The 23480-nt window shown below is 49.2% G+C and carries 26 protein-coding genes and 1 pseudogene; 7 read left to right on the top strand and 20 right to left on the bottom strand.

The features are described from left to right. Nucleotides 1-29: 29 nt before the first annotated feature. From ACZYR9_RS24025 to ACZYR9_RS23990, 8 genes are all read right to left on the bottom strand, one after another. Nucleotides 30-1103 (bottom strand): metal ABC transporter solute-binding protein, Zn/Mn family, encoded by a 1074-nt coding sequence (locus ACZYR9_RS24025; RefSeq protein ID WP_488980942.1) that lies wholly within the window; start codon nt 1101-1103, stop codon nt 30-32. Between the two features lie 289 nt (nt 1104-1392). Next, nucleotides 1393-3381 (bottom strand): methionine--tRNA ligase, encoded by a 1989-nt coding sequence (gene metG / locus ACZYR9_RS24020; RefSeq protein ID WP_488980941.1) that lies wholly within the window; start codon nt 3379-3381, stop codon nt 1393-1395. A 191-nt stretch (nt 3382-3572) separates the two neighbouring features. Then, nucleotides 3573-3755, bottom strand: a complete 183-nt coding sequence (locus ACZYR9_RS24015; protein WP_488980940.1) for a hypothetical protein — start codon at nt 3753-3755, stop codon at nt 3573-3575. A 61-nt stretch (nt 3756-3816) separates the two neighbouring features. Further along, a complete protein-coding gene (gene yidD / locus ACZYR9_RS24010) occupies nt 3817-4029 on the bottom strand; it encodes a membrane protein insertion efficiency factor YidD (RefSeq protein ID WP_488980939.1) in 213 nt (70 codons plus the stop codon). 126 nt (nt 4030-4155) lie between these two features. Then, nucleotides 4156-5232: a rod shape-determining protein gene (locus tag ACZYR9_RS24005; protein ID WP_488980938.1), complete on the bottom strand. Its 1077-nt coding sequence runs from the start codon at nt 5230-5232 to the stop codon at nt 4156-4158. After that, nucleotides 5226-6683, bottom strand: coding sequence for a sensor histidine kinase (locus ACZYR9_RS24000; protein ID WP_488980937.1), 1458 nt, complete (start codon nt 6681-6683; stop codon nt 5226-5228). Before ACZYR9_RS24000 ends, ACZYR9_RS24005 begins: the two co-directional genes overlap by 7 nt. Further along, nucleotides 6680-7372: a response regulator transcription factor gene (locus tag ACZYR9_RS23995; protein ID WP_488980936.1), complete on the bottom strand. Its 693-nt coding sequence runs from the start codon at nt 7370-7372 to the stop codon at nt 6680-6682. Before ACZYR9_RS23995 ends, ACZYR9_RS24000 begins: the two co-directional genes overlap by 4 nt. 136 nt (nt 7373-7508) lie before the next feature. After that, nucleotides 7509-7760, bottom strand: coding sequence for a hypothetical protein (locus ACZYR9_RS23990; protein ID WP_488980935.1), 252 nt, complete (start codon nt 7758-7760; stop codon nt 7509-7511). A gap of 265 nt (nt 7761-8025) precedes the next feature. Here ACZYR9_RS23990 and ACZYR9_RS23985 point away from each other — a divergent pair, with 265 nt between their 5' ends. Next, nucleotides 8026-8367 carry a hypothetical protein gene (locus ACZYR9_RS23985; RefSeq protein ID WP_488980934.1) on the top strand — a complete coding sequence of 114 codons (342 nt, stop codon included), beginning with the start codon at nt 8026-8028 and terminating at the stop codon, nt 8365-8367. Continuing rightward, nucleotides 8354-8821 carry a type II toxin-antitoxin system VapC family toxin gene (locus ACZYR9_RS23980; RefSeq protein WP_488980933.1) on the top strand — a complete coding sequence of 156 codons (468 nt, stop codon included), beginning with the start codon at nt 8354-8356 and terminating at the stop codon, nt 8819-8821. The genes ACZYR9_RS23985 and ACZYR9_RS23980 overlap by 14 nt, the downstream gene beginning before the upstream one ends. 196 nt (nt 8822-9017) lie before the next feature. On the opposite strand, the gene ACZYR9_RS23975 is transcribed toward ACZYR9_RS23980, so the two are convergent. Continuing rightward, complete coding sequence (locus ACZYR9_RS23975; protein ID WP_488980932.1) at nt 9018-10046, bottom strand: zinc-binding alcohol dehydrogenase family protein; 1029 nt, start codon at nt 10044-10046, stop codon at nt 9018-9020. Between the two features lie 250 nt (nt 10047-10296). Here ACZYR9_RS23975 and ACZYR9_RS23970 point away from each other — a divergent pair. From ACZYR9_RS23970 to ACZYR9_RS23960, 3 genes and pseudogenes are all read left to right on the top strand, one after another. Then, nucleotides 10297-10584, top strand: a pseudogene (locus tag ACZYR9_RS23970) (transposase); the annotation flags it as partial. Nucleotides 10585-10643: 59 nt separating this feature from the next. Next, entirely contained in the window at nt 10644-11471 is an 828-nt protein-coding gene (locus ACZYR9_RS23965) for an IS3 family transposase (protein WP_488980957.1), read from the top strand. Further along, complete coding sequence (locus tag ACZYR9_RS23960) at nt 11429-11629, top strand: IS3 family transposase (RefSeq protein ID WP_488980956.1); 201 nt, start codon at nt 11429-11431, stop codon at nt 11627-11629. Before ACZYR9_RS23965 ends, ACZYR9_RS23960 begins: the two co-directional genes overlap by 43 nt. Nucleotides 11630-11681: 52 nt before the next feature. On the opposite strand, the gene ACZYR9_RS23955 is transcribed toward ACZYR9_RS23960, so the two are convergent. From ACZYR9_RS23955 to ACZYR9_RS23945, 3 genes are all read right to left on the bottom strand, one after another. Further along, the gene (locus ACZYR9_RS23955; RefSeq protein WP_488980931.1) at nt 11682-12476 is read right to left on the bottom strand and encodes an ABC transporter ATP-binding protein; all 795 of its coding nucleotides are present in this window, start codon (nt 12474-12476) and stop codon (nt 11682-11684) included. Further along, the gene (locus ACZYR9_RS23950; protein WP_488980930.1) at nt 12476-13390 is read right to left on the bottom strand and encodes an ABC transporter permease; all 915 of its coding nucleotides are present in this window, start codon (nt 13388-13390) and stop codon (nt 12476-12478) included. The genes ACZYR9_RS23955 and ACZYR9_RS23950 overlap by 1 nt, the downstream gene beginning before the upstream one ends. A gap of 68 nt (nt 13391-13458) precedes the next feature. After that, on the bottom strand, nt 13459-14511 hold the full coding sequence (locus ACZYR9_RS23945; protein ID WP_488980929.1) for an ABC transporter substrate-binding protein: 1053 nt from the start codon (nt 14509-14511) through the stop codon (nt 13459-13461). A 1128-nt stretch (nt 14512-15639) separates the two neighbouring features. Here ACZYR9_RS23945 and ACZYR9_RS23940 point away from each other — a divergent pair. Beyond that, on the top strand, nt 15640-16545 hold the full coding sequence (locus ACZYR9_RS23940; RefSeq protein ID WP_488980928.1) for a DctP family TRAP transporter solute-binding subunit: 906 nt from the start codon (nt 15640-15642) through the stop codon (nt 16543-16545). Between the two features lie 624 nt (nt 16546-17169). Next, the gene (locus ACZYR9_RS23935) at nt 17170-17838 is read left to right on the top strand and encodes a type 1 glutamine amidotransferase domain-containing protein (RefSeq protein ID WP_488980927.1); all 669 of its coding nucleotides are present in this window, start codon (nt 17170-17172) and stop codon (nt 17836-17838) included. Between the two features lie 100 nt (nt 17839-17938). On the opposite strand, the gene ACZYR9_RS23930 is transcribed toward ACZYR9_RS23935, so the two are convergent. The 8 genes from ACZYR9_RS23930 to ACZYR9_RS23895 form a co-directional block, all read right to left on the bottom strand. Then, nucleotides 17939-18457: a tripartite tricarboxylate transporter substrate binding protein gene (locus tag ACZYR9_RS23930; RefSeq protein WP_488980926.1), complete on the bottom strand. Its 519-nt coding sequence runs from the start codon at nt 18455-18457 to the stop codon at nt 17939-17941. Then, nucleotides 18381-18584 carry a tripartite tricarboxylate transporter permease gene (locus ACZYR9_RS23925; protein ID WP_488980925.1) on the bottom strand — a complete coding sequence of 68 codons (204 nt, stop codon included), beginning with the start codon at nt 18582-18584 and terminating at the stop codon, nt 18381-18383. The genes ACZYR9_RS23930 and ACZYR9_RS23925 overlap by 77 nt, the downstream gene beginning before the upstream one ends. 428 nt (nt 18585-19012) lie before the next feature. Continuing rightward, nucleotides 19013-20236, bottom strand: coding sequence for a chromate efflux transporter (gene chrA / locus ACZYR9_RS23920; protein ID WP_488980924.1), 1224 nt, complete (start codon nt 20234-20236; stop codon nt 19013-19015). 204 nt (nt 20237-20440) lie between these two features. Beyond that, a complete protein-coding gene (locus ACZYR9_RS23915) occupies nt 20441-21310 on the bottom strand; it encodes an SDR family oxidoreductase (RefSeq protein WP_488980923.1) in 870 nt (289 codons plus the stop codon). Nucleotides 21311-21330: 20 nt separating this feature from the next. After that, nucleotides 21331-21510 carry a DUF2188 domain-containing protein gene (locus ACZYR9_RS23910; protein WP_488980922.1) on the bottom strand — a complete coding sequence of 60 codons (180 nt, stop codon included), beginning with the start codon at nt 21508-21510 and terminating at the stop codon, nt 21331-21333. An 82-nt stretch (nt 21511-21592) separates the two neighbouring features. After that, nucleotides 21593-22411, bottom strand: a complete 819-nt coding sequence (locus tag ACZYR9_RS23905; RefSeq protein WP_488980921.1) for a YihY/virulence factor BrkB family protein — start codon at nt 22409-22411, stop codon at nt 21593-21595. 78 nt (nt 22412-22489) lie between these two features. Further along, nucleotides 22490-23284, bottom strand: a complete 795-nt coding sequence (locus tag ACZYR9_RS23900; RefSeq protein WP_488980920.1) for a C39 family peptidase — start codon at nt 23282-23284, stop codon at nt 22490-22492. Then, nucleotides 23281-23480, bottom strand: a 200-nt coding sequence (locus tag ACZYR9_RS23895) for a hypothetical protein (RefSeq protein WP_488980919.1), incomplete at its 5' end; no start/stop codon positions are given. The genes ACZYR9_RS23895 and ACZYR9_RS23900, both read right to left, overlap by 4 nt.

Below are 23480 nucleotides of genomic sequence, written 5' to 3'. Positions count from 1 at the left end.
GCAAAGCTCCTTAGTCGAAGGTCTCCCTTCTATTGTAATGCTTTTAATAAATTATTCAAATTGTTTTGCATAATTGACACATAATCCTCACCTTGCTTGACCTGTTCCTCCGTCAAACCTTCAATCGGACTGAGGACCAGCGTTTCCACTCCCGCATCGTTAGCCAGCGTCTTGGCCATCTTATCCGAGACCAGCTCCTCAAAGAATATATATTTGAGCTGGTTGTCTTTTATGAATTGAAGAATGGATTGCATATCCTTCGATGTAGGCTCGGCGTCCGCCGTCAGGCCCATAATCGCTTTTTGTGTCAAGCCGTACTCTTTGGCCAGGTAGCCAAACGATTGATGCGTGACGACGATTTCTTTCTTGGAGGTGCCTGACAGCTTCTCTTTGTATTGGTTATGAAGGTCATCCAGCTGATCGGAGAGCTTTTTGAAATTGGCTTCGTAGTCTGCCTGGTTCGCTGCGTCCGCTTTGACAAGAGCGTCTTTCACATTTTGCGCGATGATCTTGGCGTTGACCGGACTCAACCAAACGTGAGGGTCCATACCCGATTCATTGTGGTCATCATGCTGTTCGTCTTTGTGGGCGTCTTGCTGCTCACCTTTGTGTTCGTCCTTATGCTCATCTTGATGGGCATCATGAGCAGCATTGTCCTGTCCATGAGCCTCTTCCTCATGACCATGGTCATGCCCGTCATCCGTACCCGGGATGAGCTTGATTCCTTTGCTTGCTTCCACAGCGGTTACTTTGGAATTCTTATCCAAGCTGCTTAACGTCTGATTAACCCAGCCTTCGAACCCGGCTCCCAAATAGAAGAATACATCAGCCTTGGACAGATTGGACATATCCTGCCCCTTAGGGGACCAATCGTGTGGCTCAACTCCTGTAGGAACCAGATTGATGACATTCACATGCTCTCCGCCAATTTTGGAGGCAAAATCATACAGCGGATAGAAGCTTGCCACGACATTGATTTTCCCATCCTCCATGGCTTGCTGCGGCTGACTCTGGCTGCTGCTGCAGCCCGATAATACGACGGATAGTATAAGTGCAAAAATAAACGGCATTGCTGTACGTTTGTACATCTTTTGAAACGGCATCAATCATTTCTCCCCTTTATGTAAATCGTAATTTTTTTTATTTATGGACCAACAACGAAGATTATACCCCCCTCTCAGCTTGTTGTCAACGGTAAATGTAGAAATTACGATTGAGCGATAAAACAGGATATAAAAGACCCTGCGGGCCGGCTGCAGGAGCCGGTCCATAGGGTCATATGATCGGAACCATATTCATTCGATATAAAGCGCTTGTTTCCGCTCCATAAAACAAAGCTCAGCTTAGCACGCGTGCTCGTTGCGTTGTCGTATCCCCGTCCGGAGGCCGTCCTTATTTTACAATAGACCCGTTAGGAATAGAATCGGCAACTGTCGCCAAAGTCAATTGATCTCCCTGAGAAGCCGCCAAAATCATTCCTTGGGACAGCTCACCGCGGAGCTTGACCGGTTTCAGGTTGGTTACGCAAATCACCTTGCGCCCAATCATCTGCTCCGGCGTGTAATATTTGGCAATACCGGAGACGACCTGCCGCTGCTCAAAGCCGAGATCCAGCTGCAGCTTCAGCAGCTTATCGGCTTTTTTCACCGGCTCCGCCGCGATCACCTGCGCCACGCGCAGCTCCACCTTAAAGAAATCGTCAATGGAGATTTCAGGAGCCGTTTGCTCTTCTGCTTCAGCCGCCGGCGCTGTCGATGCCGCGGGCGCCGCCTCAGGCTCGGCCGGCTTCGCTCCTCCGCCCATCGAATCGGCGATATAGGCGATTTCCTTCTCCGCCTCAAGACGCGGGAACATCACCTCGCCTTTGGCAACCCGCGTGCCGGATGGCAGCGTACCAAAGTGATGGATCGTATCCCACGCGGTGAGAGATGCGTCTTCGATCCCGAGCTGCTGCCACATTTTACGCGGCGTCTCGGTCATGAACGGCTGCAGCAGCACGGAAGCGATGCGCAGGGACTCCGCCAGACAATAGAGCACCGAACCAAGCACAGGACGCTTGGCTTCGTCCTTGACCAGCATCCACGGCTGTGTCTCGTCGATATATTTGTTCGTACGGCTGATCAGCTGCCAAATCGAAGTCAAGGCCACGGAAAATTCGAGCTTCTCCATCGCTTCCTCTACTTTGGCAACCGAAGCGCGCACAGTCTCAAGCATATTCGCATCATATTCCGTAGCGCCCTCGATATAAGGCTGAATGGAACCGTTGAAATATTTGTCAATCATCACGACGGTTCTGCTGAGCAGGTTGCCGAGGTCGTTGGCGAGATCGAAATTAACTCTTTCCACGAAGCTTTCCGGCGTGAACGTACCGTCGGAGCCAAAAGGCACCTCCCGCATTAAGTAGTAGCGAAGCGCATCGAGGCCATAGCGGTCAATGAGCGTCACCGGATCTACGACGTTACCCTTGGACTTGGACATTTTGCCGTCCTTCATCAGGAGCCAGCCGTGGCTGAATACCTTCTTGGGCAGCGGCAGATCCAGCGCCATCAGCATGATCGGCCAAATAATCGTATGGAAACGCACGATTTCCTTGCTCATCAGATGCACATCCGCAGGCCAGTATTTTTGGTAACGGCTGTCGTCCCCGCTTCCATAACCAAGCGCTGTGATGTAGTTGGAAAGCGCATCAATCCATACATAAATCACGTGCTTCGGATTGCCGGGTACTCGGATCCCCCATTCGAAGGTGGTGCGGGATACCGCCAAATCCTCGAGTCCCGGCTTGATGAAGTTATTGATCATCTCATTGCGGCGGGATTCCGGTTGAATAAAATCCGGATGCTCCTCATAGAATTGGATCAGCCGGTCGGCATACTTGCTCAGGCGGAAGAAATAGCTTTCCTCCTTGACCCACTCCACCGGACGTCCGCAGTCCGGACATTTACCGTCCACCAGCTTGTTTTCCAGGAAGAACGATTCGCACGGTGTACAGTACCAGCCTTCATAGTGACCCAGGTAAATGTCGTCTTGTTCCATCAGCTTTGTGAATATTTTTTCCACCGCTTCCTTGTGCCGCGGCTCTGTCGTGCGAATGAAGTCATCATAGGAGATGTCGAGCTTTTTCCACAGTTCTTTGATTCCCGCGACAATATCGTCAACGAATTGCTGTGGGGTTTTACCCGTTTCCTGCGCTTTACGCTCAATCTTCTGACCGTGCTCGTCCGTCCCCGTCAAGTACATAACATCGTAGCCGCGCAGCCGCTTGTACCGCGCCATGACATCGCCGGCTACCGTGGAATAGGCATGGCCGATGTGCAGCTTGTCACTCGGATAATAAATCGGTGTTGTGATGTAGAAGCTCTTTTTCTTCATTTCAGACATGGATGCAACCTCCCAAATTAGTAAAATGCAGCGTTTATTGTCTCTGAACTGCACAAAAAAGCCCTCATCCCTTTGGGACGAAAGCTTCTGCTCACGTGGTACCACCCAACTTCCCCCGATTACGTTCGTTAGCACAGGGTACCCACCCCATGCTCGCCGTTCGAGGCTCAGCGGTCAATGACGACCTCCCGTTAACGCCGGAATTGCGATGAAAGCTTACCAAAGGCATAGGGATCCGATCTCCCGACGTTACGTGTGTGCTCATCGGCAGATGCTCCTGCGATCCATCGGCTCACCTTCATATCCTCCGGGACCATTTTCCTCTGCATCGGCCCGCCGGTTCTCAGCTTCTCCGGCTCTCTGTGCGGCTTCACGCAAAGTACTTATCCGTTCATGGGATGATAAGCCAAATATATCGAAAATCCCCTGCCCATGTCAAGGCACATGGTCTACACCCCCGGGATGAAACGGATGGCATTTGCATATCCGTTTGACGGCAAGCCATGACCCGCGTGCCGCTCCATGGCGCTCCAGCGCTTCCAGCGCATACGCGGAGCAGGTGGGATAAAACCTGCAGGTCGGCGGTTTCAACGGAGAGATAAACTTCCTGTAGAACACCACGCCGCCCCGCAACACTTGCTTTATCATCGGCGCAGCTCCTTCATTTCCGTATCGGCAATCCCTATGATGCTATGATGCCGGATGACGGAAGCCTTGTCAAATGGGCCGCTCATTGTATTTTGAGAGCCCTTCTCCCCTGCTCTCTTGGTTGAATTATGCCTCGCTCCTTGCCGTTTCCTGTTCCGCCTTTGCTGCCGCCGTCTCTCGTACAGCCGCCGAACGCTTGTCTTTGTACAGACGCCCGTTCTGGTAATCCAGCATCCGGCCGGCGCCTAATGCCGTGCAGTCCATCGGCTGGTCCGCAATATGCACCGGCACTCCGGTTTCCTGCTGAATCCGCTCATCCAGACCGTGAAGCAGCGCGCCGCCGCCGCACAGCAATATGCCCCGATCCATCACATCGCCTGCCAGCTCCGGCGGGCATTTTTCCAGCGTCACCCGGATCGCATCGAGAATGGTTATCAGGAAATCGTCCATCAACGAAGAAATTTCTTTCGAGGTCAGGCGAAGCGAGCGTGGAAGACCGTCGATCAGATCGCGTCCCCGGATATCCATCCCCTTCTCGCCATCCGGGTTCAATACCGATCCGATCCGCATCTTGATGTCTTCGGCCGTCCGCTCCCCGATAGCCATATTGTAGGTGCGCTTGACATAATCGATGATATCCTTGTCGAGGGACATTCCCGCCCGTCTGACCGTATGGCTCACTACTATCCCGCCCAGCGATAGGACGGCCACCTGGCTTGTACCGCCTCCGATATCAAGCACCAGGTTGCCGATCGGCTCGTCCACCGGCAGGCCGGCACCCAACGCAGCCGCAAGCGGTTCCTCTACCGCCACCGCCTTCTTTGCCCCTTTATGTATGACCGTCTCCTCGACGGCACGTTTTTGCACATTCGTAATGCCGCACGGAACGGAAATATATACCTGGGAGCTTCTAAACCATGGAGTCCGTCCTTGAACCTTTTTAATGAAATGCTGCAGCATCGAGCTGGTCACATCAAAATTAGCGATCACACCGTCCATTAGTGGATAAATAATATCGATATTGCCCGGCGTACGCCCGATCATCGCCTGCGCTTCCGCCCCGACCGCAGCGATCTCTCCCGTATCCTGGCGAATCGCCACGACAGAAGGCTCACGCAGCACAATACCTTTCCCCTGCTGATAAATTACTGTGTTGGATGTACCAAGGTCAATTCCATAAAGCATATCAAATCGTTTTAACATGATGAATTTCCTCCTTCAAGGGCTGTATGAATCGTAGGCAGCCGGAGCTCGAATACGGTGCCTTTGCCGATTTCACTTCGTACGGAGACGGTTCCTCCGTGTAAATCAACAAGCTCACGAACAATGGCGAGGCCCAGGCCGGTGCCACGGTTCTTTCTGGTACGTCCCCGGTCCACCTTGAAGAAACGCTCCCAGATCATCTCTTGATCATCCGGAGAGATGCCGATGCCCGTATCCGAAACGAAAAGATGAATAAAACCTGGCTCGCTTCGGGCTTTTAACGTTATGCGGCCGTCTTCTGTAAACTTAACCGCATTTTTCACCAGATTTTTTAAAATTTGCTCCAACCGGTCAGGATCTGCATAGATTTTAGGCAGCTCTTCTTCCACGGATACATCAATCACCGTGTTTTTATCGGCGGCCTCAGGCTCAAAGGTCGATGCCACATGCGACATCACCCGATACACATCCACAGGGCTTCGTGCCAATGTGATTTCGTTATTTTCCAGCTTGATCAGATCCATGATATCGTCCACCAGCCGGTTCATATGGAGCGTTTCTTTATAAATGATGTCGTAGTATCTCGGCTTGGCCGCATCATCGATCAGATCGTCCTGCAGCGCCTCCAGAAATCCCTGCATCGCCGTCAGCGGCGTCCGCAGCTCGTGGGATACGTTAGCGAGAAAATCCTGCCGGATTTGCTCCAGCTTTCTTTTTTCATAGTCGATTTTTTCCAGTTTCTCTCCCATTTGATTGATCGTCGCCGCCAAATCGCCAATTTCATCCTTGGAAGGAATATCGATCCGTTCGCCGTAATCACCGTGGCCGATTTTGGAGGCTACCTTATCAATTTCACGCAAAGGACGGGAAATCGACCAAGATAAATAGGAAGCGATCGCTGCGGACAGCATCATCCCAATCAGCGTTACCCACAGAATCGTCTCCCTCATATTCGTAATAGTTTGGTTCATGCCGACAACCGGCGCATGCAGCACGATCCCGCCATAGACAATATTGTCCTTTCCCCAAGGAACGGCAACCGACAGCATGGATTCCTTCAGGCCTTCAAACTGCAGATTCAGCGTAGCATCCTCTCCGTTAAGCACTTTACGTACAATGGAAGATTCAACGGATTTCCCGATATACACTTCATCCTTACTGGATGTGGCCACAATGCGGCCGCTGCGGTCAAAGGTCCAAATTCGCGTATCGAACGATTGGTCGAAAAAAATGAGCAGATCCTTCATTCGCTGATCCGATTTCTGAAAATCCTGAATGGTCAGATTCACGCGCTTGGCCTTGCGAAGCAGCTCTTCCCGCTGGGTATCGACGATATAATCCTTAGTCCAAAATGACAATAGCAGGCCGACCGCGCAAAGTCCGAGCAGAACGGTAAACATATAACTGAACAACAGCCGCCGGAAAATGCTTTTATGAACACCGAAAATCATCGTTCCGCCTCAAATTTATACCCGACGCCCCAAATGGTCTGGATGCATTCTTTCTTATACGGATTCAGCTTCTCCCGCAGCTTTTTGACATGTACGTCCACCGTCCGAATGTCTCCAATAAAATCATAGCCCCACACCTGCTCCAAAAGCTGCTCGCGGGTGTATACCGTCCCGGGCGACTTTGCCAAATGAGTAAGCAGATCGAACTCCTTAGGTCGCAGCGTAAGTTTTTCTTCCCCTGCAAGCACCTCCCGGCGGTCCGGATGAATAGACAAGCCGTCAAAAGTATAGGATTGCTCCTGTTCCTCCGTGCTTTTTCTGGGCTGCATCCGCCGAAATATGGCTTTTATGCGTGCTACCAGCTCTCTGGGGCTGAACGGCTTCGTCACATAATCGTCTGCGCCAAGCTCAAGTCCGATCACCCTGTCGATCTCCTCGCCTTTAGCCGTCAGCATGATAATCGGAATATCGTAGCGTTTCAATATTTCCCGGCACGCTTCGTACCCGTCTATTTTGGGCATCATAACGTCCAATATAATAATGTCCGGAGACTCTTTTTCCACCATTTGCAGTGCGGCTTCCCCGTCCTGGGCTTCCACCATCTCAATATGCTGCTTTTCGAAATAGAGCCGGATGATCTCCCGTACATTTGGATCGTCATCGGCTACAAGCACCTTCCAGGGATTCATCAGTTCAGCTCCTTTGTCTATATATAAGGTCTTTACCTTATAGAATTCTCCTTCACCTTTGAATTTGCGGGGGGAAACAAGAAAAAGGAAGCTGTTTCCTCATGCAGGAACATGATGGAAACAGCCTCCGGGGTTCTTATTTGGCTTGCGGCAGTTCCGTCGTGCCGGCGCCTCCAGCGCCATCTTTTACTTCCGGTGTCGTGGATGGAGAGCCTGTGCCTAAATCACCTTGTTTGGAATCAATTCCTGGTGCGGGGGTCGTTGTTCCTGTATTTCCAGACGGCGTTGAATCCGCAGGTGCTTCACTCGTTCCGTCTCCACCCGAGCAGCCGGAGAGCATCCCTAAAATCAACATTCCGCCCAATACACTTACAAACCATTTTCTCATGCTTATGCTCCTTTCCAGAATCGGTGATCGCCTTACAAGTTTCAATATAAGATAAAAACATGTTCAAAATGTTTTGAAACCTTGACCGGAAGTTTAAATAAGTATGATCAAACGGTGAACGTTTCGTCTTAAAGACAGAATTTAGAGGCTCCTGTCGAATTCTATGGAAGTACGCCCTCTCAGCAGATTTATGGAAGATGGAGGATCCCGAACCCCATTCTGAATCACTACATCACATCACAAATCGTTATGGAAGGTGAAGATCGTGAACAATTCCAGAGATTTTATGCAAAGCCAATTAAAAAAATGGAAAAACGCCGCAGCGGGATTCATATCATCGGAGGAGGTAGTTACGGAAGCGTATGCCATCGAACTTGAGCCCGAATATTACGAGAAATGCCGGCAAATGGCCCAAGCCCAGAATACAACCGTATCCGCGGCTGTACATTATATGATCGAGCAATATTTTGCCGGTCGCGCTCACGAGACCTTGTTTCAAGCGACGGTAGAACAGAAAGATCAAAATCCGCTGCTCCAACTCGACGCGCTAACCAAGCGTAAAGTACCTTTTAACCCGGAGGAGGCACAGGAATATGATCGTACATAACCATACGAATCTTCAGCAGGACATCTTTTTAGAGCAATCCGCCTTGATGGCCTTTATGAATCCGGAGGATCCGTATTATTTGAAGGCACGTACGATTTTCTTCGATATGCACGACCTGGATCGGCGTCTGGCTACGACCAACTATGTAATTTTTGAAACGCACCAATGGCTGCGAAACCATTTTGATTACGCAGATGCGCAATTTTTCCTGAATACGGTTGACAAAGCGGTGCAGCAAGGCGTACTGACCGTCATTCCGGGAAGCCCGGAGCTCGAGCAGGAATCCAAACGGCTCATCCTTGATTTCCCGAAGTCCCAGTTCTCGCTGAATGAAGCCATGACGGCTGTAGTGATGCTGTCTTACCAATTGAAAAGGATCTTTACGTTTAATCCAAACTACGCCTTCCTCCCTACGCTGGACCGGGAAATCAGGCTGCTTCCAAGCATGTGGTAACATAAAAAAAGATCCCCTTCACACCTTCAGTGAATGGGGGTCCTTTTCATTTAATCGAATTTAATTTATTTTGTATGTATTTCAGGCTGACTGAAATCAGCAGCCAACCATTCAATTGAATTTCGGTTGAAAAGTCTCGTCACGGATATATCAGACAGCGCCGTTCAATGAATTCTTGCTTTTACAAAACAGACTTTTAAACAAAACCCTCCAGAACGACCTTGCCAATCGTCTGGTTGCTTTCCAATTGCTTGTGGGCTTGGCGAAGATTCTCCGCTGTGATCGGTCCAAGCACTTGGGTGAGTGTGGTTTTCAATTTTTGATGATCCACGGCATCCGCGATCCGATTCAGGAGCAAATGCTGCTCAATCATATCGTCGGTTTCAAAAAGCGAACGTGTAAACATAAATTCCCACACGAAGGTGACGCTTTTTTGCTTCAGCAGCTTAAGGTTAAGCGGAGAGACCGGATCATCAATAGCGCATACGACCCCTTGAGGAGAAACGGCTTCGCTAATGCCTGTCCAGTGTTTCTCCAGCGCATTCAGGCAGAATATGTAAGGAACGCTTGGAAACCCAATGGCTTGAAGCTGCGGCTGGAGCGGTTCGTGGTGATTGATGGTATAATCGGCACCCATCGATTTCACCCACTCTACGGTTTCCGGCCGGGATGCCGTACCGATTACGGTAAGGCCTACGTGTTTGGCAAGCTGAATGGCAATGGACCCTACACCCCCGGCGGCCCCGATGATCAGCAGGGACTTTCCTTCATTGGCGCCAGGATCCTGAGAAATCAACATTCGGGCAAATAACGCTTCCCAAGCTGTGATTGAGGTTAAAGGAAGGGCCGCCGCTTCTGCGAAACTCAGAGAAGCAGGCTTGCGCCCTACGATTCGTTCGTCGACCAGATGGTACTCGCTGTTACCTCCTTGTCTTGCAATGCTGCCGGCATAAAACACTTCATCCCCCGGGCGGAACAACGCGCAATCAGGGCCAACCTGTTCAACAATTCCAGCTACATCCCAGCCTAAAATTTTGGGAGAATCTTCAACTTTGTCTTTAGGCGCCCGTACCTTGGTATCCACGGGATTGACCGACACAGCAACAACCTTGACCAAAATGTCGCGTCCCGCCGCTTTTGGTTTTTCTACTACCAGATCTATCAGGCTGTCTGGATTTTCAATGGGGAGGTACCGGGTAAGTCCTATCGCTTTCATGGTATCCATGATAAACCACATCCTTTCCTAACCAGTATACCCTTTGTGAGGCAGGAATTAAAATATGATTTTCCGTCACAATCCTACCCGAAAACCGGATTATCGTATACGGCACAAACCAGCTTCCAGAATTGGCCTTGCCTCGAAGCAGGGACTCCTCCAGCTTCCGAACTCGCAAAAAAAAGACCGCAGTCCCATAAGATGAGTGAACTGCACCCCAATTGTTAGACATCATCTAACGATTGGGGTGCATTTTTTTATGGCTAAATTTACAGAGGAAGAAAAAATTCAAGCTGTAAAAAGGTATCTTGAAGGGAAGGAAGGGCAGAACGCCATAGCCGAAAGCGTTGGAGGATCAAAAGCCATACTTCAAACGTGGATACGACAGTATCAGCATCACGGAGAAAGTTCCTTTAAAAAGGGCTATACAACCTACTCTACGGATTATAAACTGAAAGTGCTCAATTATATATCCGAACATGGGACGTCCCTCCGCGAAGCAGCTGCGATCTTTAATATTCCAACACATTCTCTGTTATCCCGTTGGAAGAAAGAGCTTGAGACAGAAGGTGCAGACGCCTTTATTTCAAAGAAAAAGGGGCGTCCATCGATGAAAAAAGAATCAAAGAAGCCAACTCCAGCAAAAGGTTCTGTCGAAGCATTACAAGCAGAAATAGAACGTTTACGAATGGAGAACGCCTACTTAAAAAAGTTGAATGCCTTAGTTCAAAGCAAAGAAAAGTTACAAAACAAGACAAGGCGCAAGTAGTATTTGAACTAAGGCACGATTACCCGATCACATCATTGCTGCAGTTGGCTCAGTTGCCCCGTAGCACGTATTATTACATGATTGGTACGTTCGATCGTCTTGACAAAGATATCGACCTCAAATCGCAAATCACAGCGATATTCCACGAACACAAAGGTCGATACGGATATCGTAGGATTAGGGATGAGCTTCGAAATAAGGACGTCACAGTCAACCATAAAAAGGTACAACGCCTTATGCAAGAGCTTGGCTTAAAGTGCAACGTGCGCATGAAAAAATATCGTTCGTATAAGGGCTCACCAAACATCCTAGATCGAAATTTCCAGGCAGTAAAGCCAAATGAGAAGTGGGTAACAGACATTACAGAGTTCAAATGGTTTGGTGAGAAGCTATATTTGTCGCCTATGCTTGACTTGTTTAACGGCGAGATCATAACGTACACTATGCATTCGCGTCCCGTTTATTCTCTTGTCTCTGACATGCTGGATCAAGCTCTGGAACGTAAGAAAGACGAGGACAACCTATTGATTCATTCCGATCAGGGATGGCACTATCAAATGCCGCAATATCAACAGGTTTTGAAGCAACGAGGCATAACACAAAGCATGTCACGCAAAGGAAATTGTTACAACAATGCTGTTATGGAGAACTTCTTGGCATATTAAAATCCGAGTTCTTATACACGCAGACATTTGAAGACACTGAACATTTTAAAGCAGAGCTCGAACAGTACATCCACTACTATAATCACAAACGGATTAAGTCCAAGCTAAAGGGCATGAGCCCGGTACGATACCGAACACATGCCCAACAGGCTGCCTAAATAAATATTGTCTAACTTTTTGGGGTCACTTCAGAGACTTAGCGGTCTTTCCTTATCCCAGTACAACGCGATCGTCGGCGAATTTGGCGCCGCGAATACGCTCGAATTCGTGCAGCAGCCCTTCTACGGTGAGCCCCTGCTTCTCCTGCTCCGGTACGTCCAAGATAATGCGGCCCTTGTCCATCATAATCAAACGGTTGCCCAGACGGATGGCCTGTTCCATATTGTGCGTGACCATTAAGGTCGTCAGCTTCAGCTCCGAGACAATCTGCTCGGTCAGCGTGGTGATGAGTTCCGCCCTGGAAGGGTCCAATGCGGCGGTATGCTCGTCAAGCAGCAGAATGCGCGGCTCCGTAAAGGTCGCCATGAGCAGGCTGAGCGCCTGACGCTCACCGCCGGACAGCAGACCGACCTTGGCGCTTAACCGGCTCTCCAGGCCGATACCAAGACGGCTAAGCTGCTCGATAAACAGCTTTCTCTTCTTTGCGTTCACGCCAATCGATAGACCCCTAGTCTTGCTGCGCGCGTAAGCCATGGCCAGGTTCTCTTCAATCGTCATCGTGGGAGCGGTACCTGCCATCGGATCCTGAAACACGCGTCCGATCCATTCAGTACGGCGGTATTCAGGAAAGGACTCTACCTGTTTTCCATCAATCCACACTTTCCCCAAATCCGGGGTCATGACTCCGGAGATGATATTCATTAACGTCGATTTGCCGGCGCCGTTACTGCCAATGACTGTGACAAAATCGCCGTCTTTCAAGTCCAGGTTAATCCGTGAAAGCGCCACTTTCTCATCCGGAGTCCCCGGATTAAACAGCTTCGATACGGCTTCAATCTTCAGCATCAGAACCCACCTCCCCGTGCTGTATCTGCGGAACCTGCTTGGTCAAGCTCCGCCGCTCTTTTGCGGATAAGCGCTTTTTGGCGCATCGATGTTCGGACCATCGGCAGTGTCAACGCAATGATGACGATCAAAGCGGTCATCAGCTTCATATCCGTTGCCTCCAACCCGACGCGCAGCGCCAAGGCTACAATAATGCGGTAGACAACAGCTCCGAACAAGACCGCAAGTGTAGCGCGAGCCACGGTCCGTGCGCCAAACAGCGCTTCACCGATAATGACCGAGGCCAGACCGATGACGATCATTCCCACGCCCATCGTGATTTCGGTAAAAGCCGAGTACTGCGCGATCAGTGCGCCGGACAAAGCTACAAGTCCATTGGACAAACTGACTCCAATGATGATGGTGTTATCGGTGTTTACTCCAAAGCTGCGGATCATTCGGGGATTGTCGCCGGTTGCCCGGAGAGCAAGACCAAGATCCGTACGCAAAAACCAATCCAGTGCAAATTTGATCAACAGCACGGCAATAGGAAGGACGATCAGCAGCTTTACGTTCGTAAGCAGCGTGTCCATTCCAAGCATAGGGATATTGGATTTCCCCATAATCCGAAGATTAATGGAATACAATGCAATCATCATCAAAATCCCGGCAAGAAGCGCATTGATCTTCCCTTTCGTATGCAAAAGTCCTGTACAGGCCCCTGCGATCAGACCTCCGATAAACGCCGCTACCGTAGCGATTACAGGCGATGTGCCGCTTGTGATCATAACCGCGGCAATAGCCGCGCCGGTAGTAAAGCTGCCGTCTACCGTCAAGTCGGGAAAATTTAAAATTCGAAACGTAATGTAAACTCCAAGAGCCATGATGGCATAGATCAAACCTGACTCCAGAGAACCTGTTAATGCAAGAAGCATGGGTCCATCCCCCTATAAAGAATGAAGAGTGACCCCCAAATGAAAGAAAGGTCACCCGGTACTTAAAATTATTTCGCAGAACCGCTGATCAAGTTTTCCTTGTTCTGCATTTTGCTTTTCATCGATTCGGTAATTTCAACACCCTGAGCCTTGGCAGCGTCTTGATTGATAATCAGATCCAGCTTGTCAGGATAAGTAACCTTTATATCCTGCGGCTTGGTGCCGTTTTTAAGGATCTCCACGGCCATTTTACCCGCTTGGTATCCATGATCGTAGTATTTAAATCCGTAGGTGGCCAATGCCCCCTTCTCTACTGTATCCCGGTCACTGGAGAAGAATGGAATCTTCTTATCATTGGCAATCTTAATGATCGTTTCTACGGCGCTGACCACCGTGTTATCCAACGTGATGTAGAATGCATCTACACGACCTACAAGCGATTCTGCCGCTTGTTTTACTTCCGAGCTGTTCGCAACAGCTGCTTTGACGATCTTGATATTGTGCTTCGCGAACGCTTTTTCAGCCGTCTCCAGCATGAATGCGGAGTTTGGTTCTCCTTCATTAGTGACGATCCCGATGTTTTTCACGTTAGGAAACTCCGCTGCGATAAAATCCGCCAGCTTCGGTACAGCATCCGGATGTGTATCAGCCGCACCGGTCACATTCGCTCCAGGCTTATCCAAGCTGGCAACAAGCTTCGCGCTGACCGGATCGGTAACCGCTGCAAAGACCACCGGCGTGTCTTTCACGTTTTGCACCACCGCTTGTGCGGACGGAGTAGCGATGGCAACCACAAGATCCTTCTTATCTGCGGCAAATTTTTGGGCAATGGTCAAATTCGCCGCGGCATCCCCTTGTGCATTCTGATAATCCACCTGAAGATTGTCTTTGTCAACGAATCCGCCGTCTTTCAGCGCAGCCAGGAAGCCCTCGCGCGTTGCGTTAAGAGACGGATGCTCGACGATTTGGGTAATGCCGATTTTAACCACTTTTTTATCTTGGGAATTGGCGGCGCTTCCCCCAGCGTTATTAGGGGCTTCTGGCTTTGACCCGCAGCCCGCGGCTGTTAGAACCAGAGGTACGGTAAGCAGCAAAGATAAGATTTTAGTTTTTGTTTTCAAAGAATGTTGACCTCCTAATCATACCGATAATATGCTTTAAAGCAATAATGTATAATTTTATTACGGGGATCCCTATTCCGTCAATGCACAATTAAACCCTAGTTCAACACCACATATGGTATTAAACCGTATAACAGATGGAACAACCTAAATTTATAGTAATCTTTTCCAAAATCCCATCCACTTCAGCAGATTTGGAAAACTTTTAGTTCAACTGTTTCATTCTCCTGTTTAACACAATCTAATAATCTTTTTCCGTATCCTTTTTTAATATCGATAAACATTGCCGCTAAATAATTGGTACTCTTGATACAACTCCTAGTACATTTTCCCCTTGCTCTAAACCATTGTTATAGCCATGGGAAGGTATTTATGTTTTATCTCTATCTTCATTTGATTTCCAGTATTCCCGATGGATAAAATTGTGTACTTTCATAGATCCTTCAAACCGAATTTCTACTAAATGATCAATAATGTTCGAGCATAAATGATTTAAAAACAATGTTACCTCCCGTTAGAGGAAAAGGCTGCCGTTGTCCCGGCTGCCGGTTTGAAGTAGTGTTTTGCGTTAATCATTCAGTTATATGCTTGAAGAATTTCGCTGGATTCCCTGCGACAACCGTGTTTGCCGGTAGATGCCTGCATAAAAGTTGTTACCGACATGTATGTTGCAGCTAAATCGCAATGAAAATTATGTTCAATGCTAACACCTGCCCCGACAGTCCCGAATAATTCCCTCCATAGTACTGCTCCTCATTGTATTTGATTCCATTTACTCTTTATCTAACTTTAACATGCACCAAATAAAACCATCACACTAACCTGCTCGTTCGGTGCTGAGAGTTGCCTGCATAAGGGACAGGTTTTTGTCGCGCATCAACAACGGGTCAAGGTTGATCCTTATCGCCGGCTCCAAGCGCGGTGTTGCGATGTATGACAGCCGTCAGACCATTGTTTCCCGACAAAGGACAAGTACATACATCGCTTGCCGAACGCGACGTGAAGCAAGAAGGCGACGCCAGGCAATGATTTGGCTTCATTCCGCACAGGTCTGCACTTCACCCCTCTGGAAGTCATATAATGGCAAGAAGTGTTACGAAGCATAAGCAGATAAGAGGTGTGTGGGTCATGGACATAACCGTCGGACATTTAAATCCGCCGAAATCACCTTACCAGCGGGGAGCCGAAGTATTTAAACGGGTGCTGGAGAAATCGACGAATGCTCACATTACGGTCCGGATCCTTCCGAATCTGAACTTAGGCGGAACCCAGCTCATTGAGGCCGTGAGACAAGGGAAGCTCGATATCGGCATTACCGCCTCCGGCTCTTTGGGGACGCTCGTACCGGAGACGAATGTTTTTGATTTTCCCTATCTATTTCGAAGTCGCCGGCATGCCTTTCGCGTATTGGATGGAGAGATCGGCAGCTTCGTGAATCGAAAAATCGAGAAAGTCGGCTTGAAAAATTTGGCTTGGTGGGAGAACGGCTTCCGGCATATCACGACTTCAAACAAGGCTATCCGAAAGCCAAGCGATCTCAAGAGCCTCAAATTTCGGACTTTGGATAATGAGATTTACCGCACGCTGTTTAGCACCGTATGGAAAACTCGCCTGAGCTCGATCCCTTTTTCGCAGCTCTTTGAGGCACTGAAGAAAGGAACGGTGCAGGGACAAGAAAATCCATTGGGGATCATTGTTCCAAATCGATTCGATCACGTTCAGAAATATTTAAGTTTGACCGGTCATATCTACGGTCCTGCGCTATTTGTCATGAATAAAGACAAATTTGACGGCTTCTCCTATGTCACGAGGCGAAAGATTTTGCACGCCGCAGCGATCGGCCGTGACGCAGAAAGAAACTTCCTCACGCGAAACAACCCGCGCTATCTGCGAATCGCCCGAAACAACGGCATGCGTATCCTCACAAAGAAACAGATCGATTACCGTACGTTCGTCCGCACTTCAAGAAAGGTATATGCTTTGAAAGGCAAACCTTACCGCGCCTTACTCAGAAAAATTCGGGCCTTAACTTAATGGTGGCAGTGCCATTTGTGATGGAACCCCCGATGTAGTCTGTAGTCACTCAAGCCTTCATGCATCAGATCCGCGTAAATCGCCGATTTTTTGTTTTAACGACGCATGTCCTTGTAAAAACCGTCAGACAAGAACCTATTTGCCGCAACGAACTGGAATAACATGCGTGATCAGTAGCCTGGGCTGCCTGTAAATTTATCTATGGGAGAGGTCAAAGGAATGCAGTCATTGAATTAGATATTTCTAAGGCGAACCAATATAGACAGTCTGGATGATTTGATACGATTTCCTCTAGCTGGAATCCAGTCAATTGGGCTAACTGTATAGGTGACAACACATATAGCAAATACTTTTGCATGCGAAAGAGTGCGAGTGTACCGATGAAACAAGCTGTCGGGATCAGGCTTTTTCATAAGAACAAATATTAAACATCACGGTGTGTCATATGCCCGCGAATGGGGTATAAGTAATCATTCACAAAACGACACCATCTTCAGCGTGTGGTGCTTTGAATTGACGAGTGACCTGAATAAACTATAACACGACACATAGAATAAACATGCTGAAGTCGTTCGGGCGGTTGCTCAGCCCATACCAATCAGTCAATCCGAAGGAGGACTTACGATGACAAAAAGAATCTTGATGGTAGTAACGAACCATACCACGATCACGGACGATCACAAAACCGGATTGTGGCTGGAGGAGTTTGCGGTGCCATACAATGTATTCAAAGACCGGGGCTATGAGGTGAAGGTTGCCAGTATCCTCGGCGGTGAGGTGCCGCTTGACCCCAACAGCATCGGGGAGGAGAAGAACGAGGCATGGGCTCAAGCTGAAAATGAGTTGACAAATACCGCCAAGCTTAGCCATGAGGATGCCCACGGCTTTGATGCGGTTTTCCTACCCGGCGGACACGGCACGATGTTTGATTTTCCGGATAATGAAATATTAAAAAATATTGTTCAGCAGTACGCGGAAGACGGTAAAGTGATCGGTGCAGTCTGTCACGGGCCGGCCGGTTTGGTCAATGCAACCTACAAAGATGGCACACCAATCGTGAAAGACAAAAAAGTCAGTGCATTTACTGACGAAGAGGAAATGGAGGTGCAACTCGACAAATACATGCCGTTTTTGCTTGAAACTACACTCCGCGAACGGGGAGCGCAGTTTCATTCAGGCCCAAAATGGTCTGACTTCTCCGTCAGGGACGACAATCTTGTGACCGGTCAGAATCCTCAGTCCAGTAAAAGTACAGCCGATAAGGTCGTGGAAGCCATTGAAAATCCAACCTGAGAAGCTACATAGATACCGACGGCACATAAAAAACGAACTGGACAAGGACAATACCTTGATCAGTTCGTTTTTTGATTTAAAATTCATACTAGTGAGGAAATTACTTAAGCTTCATCGTAGGAATCAATTCGGAAAAATATTTGAATTGATCGTCAGCAAACTTGCCAAAATCTGCTGGACCTTTATACGTTGCAATGATACTCCGTTCGTCTGCAAATTTTTTGAATGCATCCGACTCTACCGCAGATTTCAAAGCGTCAGCCAACACCGTTTTTACTTCTTCAGGAGTACCCTTCGGTACAACAAAACCGCCCCAGCCTGCAAACTCGACATTAAACCCTTTTTCTTTCAGCGTCGGCACATCCGGGAAATTTTTATCCCGTTCAGCCGTCATCACGGCAAGAACCTTGAGCTTTTTGGCCTCTACACCGCTTTTCACTTCTCCGATCCCGACCATAACAGCATCGACATGTCCACCCATTAATGCGGTTACTGCCGGAGCAGCCCCATCAAAAGGGATATCATTGAATACAACGCCTGTGCTATTGGCAAATGCGCTGGCTGCAACGTGCCAGATCGAGCCTGCTCCGGAATTGCCCAGCGGTTTCAGGACCGGCAACCCATTCGATAGCACCCTTTCCGAAACGGGATGGATCCTTGGCAATTCTCTTCACCATGGAATAAGAAAGAAGAGCTCGAATAACAGAGTTCGTACCGAGGATTAAACCCGTTATAAATCCAGGCACGGTTCCCCAGCGTATAACCCCGCGTTTTCCATCCAACTGCGCGCTTTAAAACCGAAATTATATTTACGAGCTAAAAGAAAAATATGAGTGGCAGAATATCAACCCATTCGTTCTGCAAGTTACCGTCGATTTCTCAATACTAAAAGAAAGAATGCAAACCCGTGCACTGCAAAGAGATGCTTGGAAATTCAGTAATCGGGACGCCTTTATCCAAGGCATTCAAGAAAAGCAATGTTTATGGGAAGGCATTGACATCTTACAGTTTGATAATAGTCCTGCGGAGGTAGACTTAGACAAGCTATATCAAACGCTGCCTTTTCGCAATACTGAGGACTCTTCCCCTCTATAAGCATTGTGATGCGGAAATCATAAATAGCCGAAAAAGCACAGCCGGATCGACTGCACTTTCTTCTTCACCTTTTAGACGTTCACACGGTGAACAACTGAAGGATTGCTCCCATGACTGCACCGATAACTACAACATACAAGGCAGGCAGCTTCCAAAATACCAGCATGCCGAACAGCACTGCCACCAAAGTAAAATCAATAGGACGCAGCACCGCAGTCGTCCAGATCGGATCGTACAGCGCAGCCAGCAAAATGCCGACAACGGCCGCATTCATGCCGCTAAGCGCCCCCTGCATACGAGGTTGGGTGCGTAAAGTATTCCAAAAGGGAAGCGCACCGATGATAAGCAGGAATGCAGGCAAAAATATGGCGATCGTCGCAATCATCGCACCCGCCAAGCCGCCGGCTATGGTTCCCACATAAGAAGCAAACGTAAACATGGGGCCCGGAATCGCCTGCGCAACGCCGTAACCCGCCAGAAAATCTTCCTTGCTGATCCAGCCAAGAGGCACAATCTCACGCTCCAGCAGCGGAAGAACGACGTGGCCGCCGCCAAACACCAGAGCGCCGGCTCTGTAGAAGCTGTCGAACATCGCCACCCCTATATGGCCTGTAAGCTGCCGTAATATCGGCAAGCCCAGCAGCAGAACGGCAAAGAGGATCAGACACAGCATTCCCGCAGTTCGGCTTATCGGAATCTGGAGGCGGTTCGGTTCCGCAGCTTTACTATCACGGTACCACCATGCGCCAAGCAAAGCCGCGGATGAGATCAGCAGCACCTGTGTGAGCGCGGTTTGCCAGAGCAAACAGACGGCGGCGGTTACAATGGCCAACGTGGCCCGTGTGCGATCGGGTGCCAACTGACGACCCATGCCCAGAACGGCCTGTGCTACGACTGCTACGGCCACTAGCTTCAGCCCGTGAATCCAACCCGCATCGCTAAGCCCGAAGCCCTGCATGGCATAAGCGAATACAACAAGTGCAAGCACAGACGGAAGCGTAAATCCCAGCCATGCAGTCAGGCCGCCAAGCAGCCCGCCGCGTATCACCCCTATGCCGATACCGACTTGACTGCTGGCAGGACCGGGAAGAAACTGGCCGAGCGCTACCAGATCGGCATACGCCCGTTCATCCATCCATTTGCGGCGTACGACATATTCGTCCCGAAAGTAACCCAAATGCGCGATCGGCCCTCCGAAGGAAGTCAATCCCAGCTTGGCGGACACTCCCAGGATTTCCATCAGAACCGTCGCCCTGGATTTAGGAAGATCCTTCTTTGCTTTCGGTTTCTCAGATGAAGACATACGATAAAGAACTCCTTTAGGCTTATTCTCCGATAATCGGTCTCTATCATCAAACCAAATGATCCGGCATTTGGCAAGTTAAAATATGATGTCGGTGCTTCTAACTCTGAGCATCACTCCTTAAGATGATTCAGAGACTGCCACCGAGAAACATAAAAATAAACCGCCCCTTCACTTGCGCGGGACGGTCTCATGGATATGAACCTAGCCGTTGATAATTTCGCCTCCGTTAATATGAAGGAACTGTCCTGACATATAGGAGGAATCATCAGAGGCCAGGAAAACGTAAGCCGGGCCAAGCTCTTCCGGCTGACCGGGCCGTTTCATCGGTGAATTGGCTCCGAACTCGGCCACCTTGTCCTTATCGAAGGTCGATGGAATCAGCGGTGTCCAAATCGGACCGGGCGCCACGCCGTTTACCCGGATGCCCTTATCGACCAAATTCATAGACAGCGATCGGGTAAAGGCGACGATAGCTCCTTTTGTAGATGAGTAATCGATAAGCTCGGGATGGCCGCGATAAGCGGTAACAGAAGAGGTATTAATAATGCTAGAGCCTTCTTTCAAATGGGGCAAAGCGGCCTTTGTCAAATAAAAAAAAGAAAAAATATTCGTCTTAAATGTACGTTCCAGCTGATTCTGATCGATTTCAGTTATGCACCCTTTCGGATGCTGTTCGGCGGCGTTATTCACCAAGATGTCCAGCCGGCCGAACGTATCTACCACCTTCTTTACGGCATCCTTGCAAAATTGCTCCTCACCGATATCTCCCGCAATCATCAGGCATCGTCCACCCTCTTCCTCGACCAGACGCTTGGTTTCTTCCGCGTCCGCATTCTCGTTTAGGTAAACGATCGCAACATCGGCGCCTTCTGCGGCATAGCAGACCGCTGCAGCACGGCCTATACCGCTATCTCCTCCGGTAATCAAAGCGGCTTTGCCAAATAATTTGCCGCTGCCCTTGTACTTTCGGTCAAAGGCTTTGGGCTTGGGATGCATATCTGTTTCAAGCCCCGGTCTGCGGTCCTGCTCCTGCGGCGGCATGGTTTGCTTGTCGGATAGAAGTGCACTCACCCGCTCCCTCTCCCTTCGCTTTAGTTTTTCTCCGGATGATTCTCATCCCTCTCCTTGGCCTTGGCGGTAGCGATGGCGATCGCCCTGCCTTCTTCCGATCCATCCTCCAAGAGGACGTTGGCAATCTCGATCGCTTTGTTCCTAACCCGAGGCTCCAGATTTTTCAGCGACGGCGGATAATTTCGGTTATTCCAAGGCATGAAACAATCCTCCTCTCGATAAGCCTTACACTATTTTTTATCCGTTCCCCTCGTCAGTGAAACAAATCGACCCCGTTTCTCCTCAAGTCCGTTTCTTATAAAGATAAGCCAGCGCATTGAGTTCCCCGCCCACGATAATCAGCAGCGCGGATATATAGAACCAGGACAGCAGCACAATGACTCCTCCCAGGCTACCGTACGTAGCGCTATAGTTTCCGAAGTGATGCACATAGTAAGAAAAACCCCAGGACGTAAGCTGCCAGCCGACAGCCGCCATGATCGCTCCGGGAAGAACATCCTTGCAAGTAAGACACGTATTGGGAGCAATATAATACACCGCGGTCAGCACCAGAAATAAAATGACAAAATGAACGAGCCAGCTCAGCACATTCCACAATTCAATCTGATTCCAGGGCAAATGCAGGTGAATATACATCCATTCGCCGATAAGCTGGCCAAACACGCTGAACAAAAGCGCCGATGCCACAACCGTCAGCATGCCCGCCGTCAGAGCAATAGCCAATATTCGAGAATGAATGAAGCTTTTGCGAGGAGGAAGACCATAGGCTTTATTGACAACCGATACGATCGAATTCATCGCCGCGCTTGCGGTGACAAGAGAGAAGACGAGACCGAAGGAGAGCGCTCCTCCCCGTTTGATCTCCAACACACTTCTCAATTGGTCCTCAATCCCCGCTGCTGCACTCGCCGGTATATATTCTTTGATCAATCGAAGTACATCTTTTACGGCGATCGGCAAATATCCCAAAAGGCTCATGATAAAAATGAGAAAAGGAAATAGGGAGAATAGAAAAAAGTATGCGCATTGGGCGGCCAGGCTCAGCACGTCATCCTGCTTAAATTGTGTCCAAAGCTCCCGGAATAAGAGCCGGATCTTCATACCTTTGCCCTCCTGTTCAAAATCTCACGCCTTGTCAACCGGTTAGCCTAAGGCCCATAGAATGCGGCAGCCAGGTGCTTACCGGTAAGTTAACGCCTGTTTGCCCATCGTGATCCAGGTGTCGATAAACATCTTCTTGTTTACTTTATGAGCTTTTTGGCCTGTTAACGGGTCATTCACAAAGACGTGATCTCCATTAAATCCAACAAGCACGACGGCATGCAAATCAAGTGGTGTCGTGATCTCTTCCTGTCCATGCTTCCACGATTCCCATCGATCAGGCAGTTTATAATCGCCGGTCGTCCATACAACCACCGGTTTGCCTTCCCTGAGCTTTGCGATCACCTCGTCGAAGGAGCCTCCTGTTAAATTCACTGTACGATCGGGTAAATATTGTTTCATAAGCGCTTCTACCGGCTTTACATAAACGGCATACCCCTTTGTCCGTCCCGTGATATCTCCTACAAACCCGTGCTCGGGATTGCCCCAACGGGTGATGTCTCCGGATTTTGTTTTGACTGCCGGATCGTTATCTTTCGGCAATTCACCAGCCAGCTTCATCTTGTCGACTTGAATGCCTGCATGCTGCAGAACCATCGTTAAACTGGTAACCTCACAGCCGAATTTCAACTCGGGCTTCTGGGGAATGATCGGAACATCCAGCATCACTTCATCGGAGGAAGCAGCCTGCCCCTGCTGATTCGACTCGGGTGCGGGAGATTCATTGTTCGGGCCGCTATCGCTTTGAACTGGAGCGCCTTCTTTTGGAGCACGAGGCGTATCGCTTGAATGTAAAGCATGCTCTTTCGGCTGCTGCTGAGCAGTACAAGCAGCTACCAACACCAGTATAAGTAATCCTAAAATTTGCTTCATTCGGGCACTCCTCCGTTATCTTTCTTTATTTCCATAGGATAAACAAAAGGAACCGGATTATCCGGTTCCTCAGATCGTTGAGAAAAGTGGTTTTTTTTGCTTCTGAATTCAAAAGATACGTGACGAGAGGACGTATTTAAATATTCTTTCGTCCTCTGAAACATCAATCGCCCTCTACTTTGCCTTCTTGGCCAGG

It is taken from the genome of Paenibacillus sp. F024, from assembly GCF_057814255.1.
The sequence above is the reverse complement of the archived record's forward strand: the minus strand, read 5'-3'. Positions and strand labels throughout refer to the sequence as shown.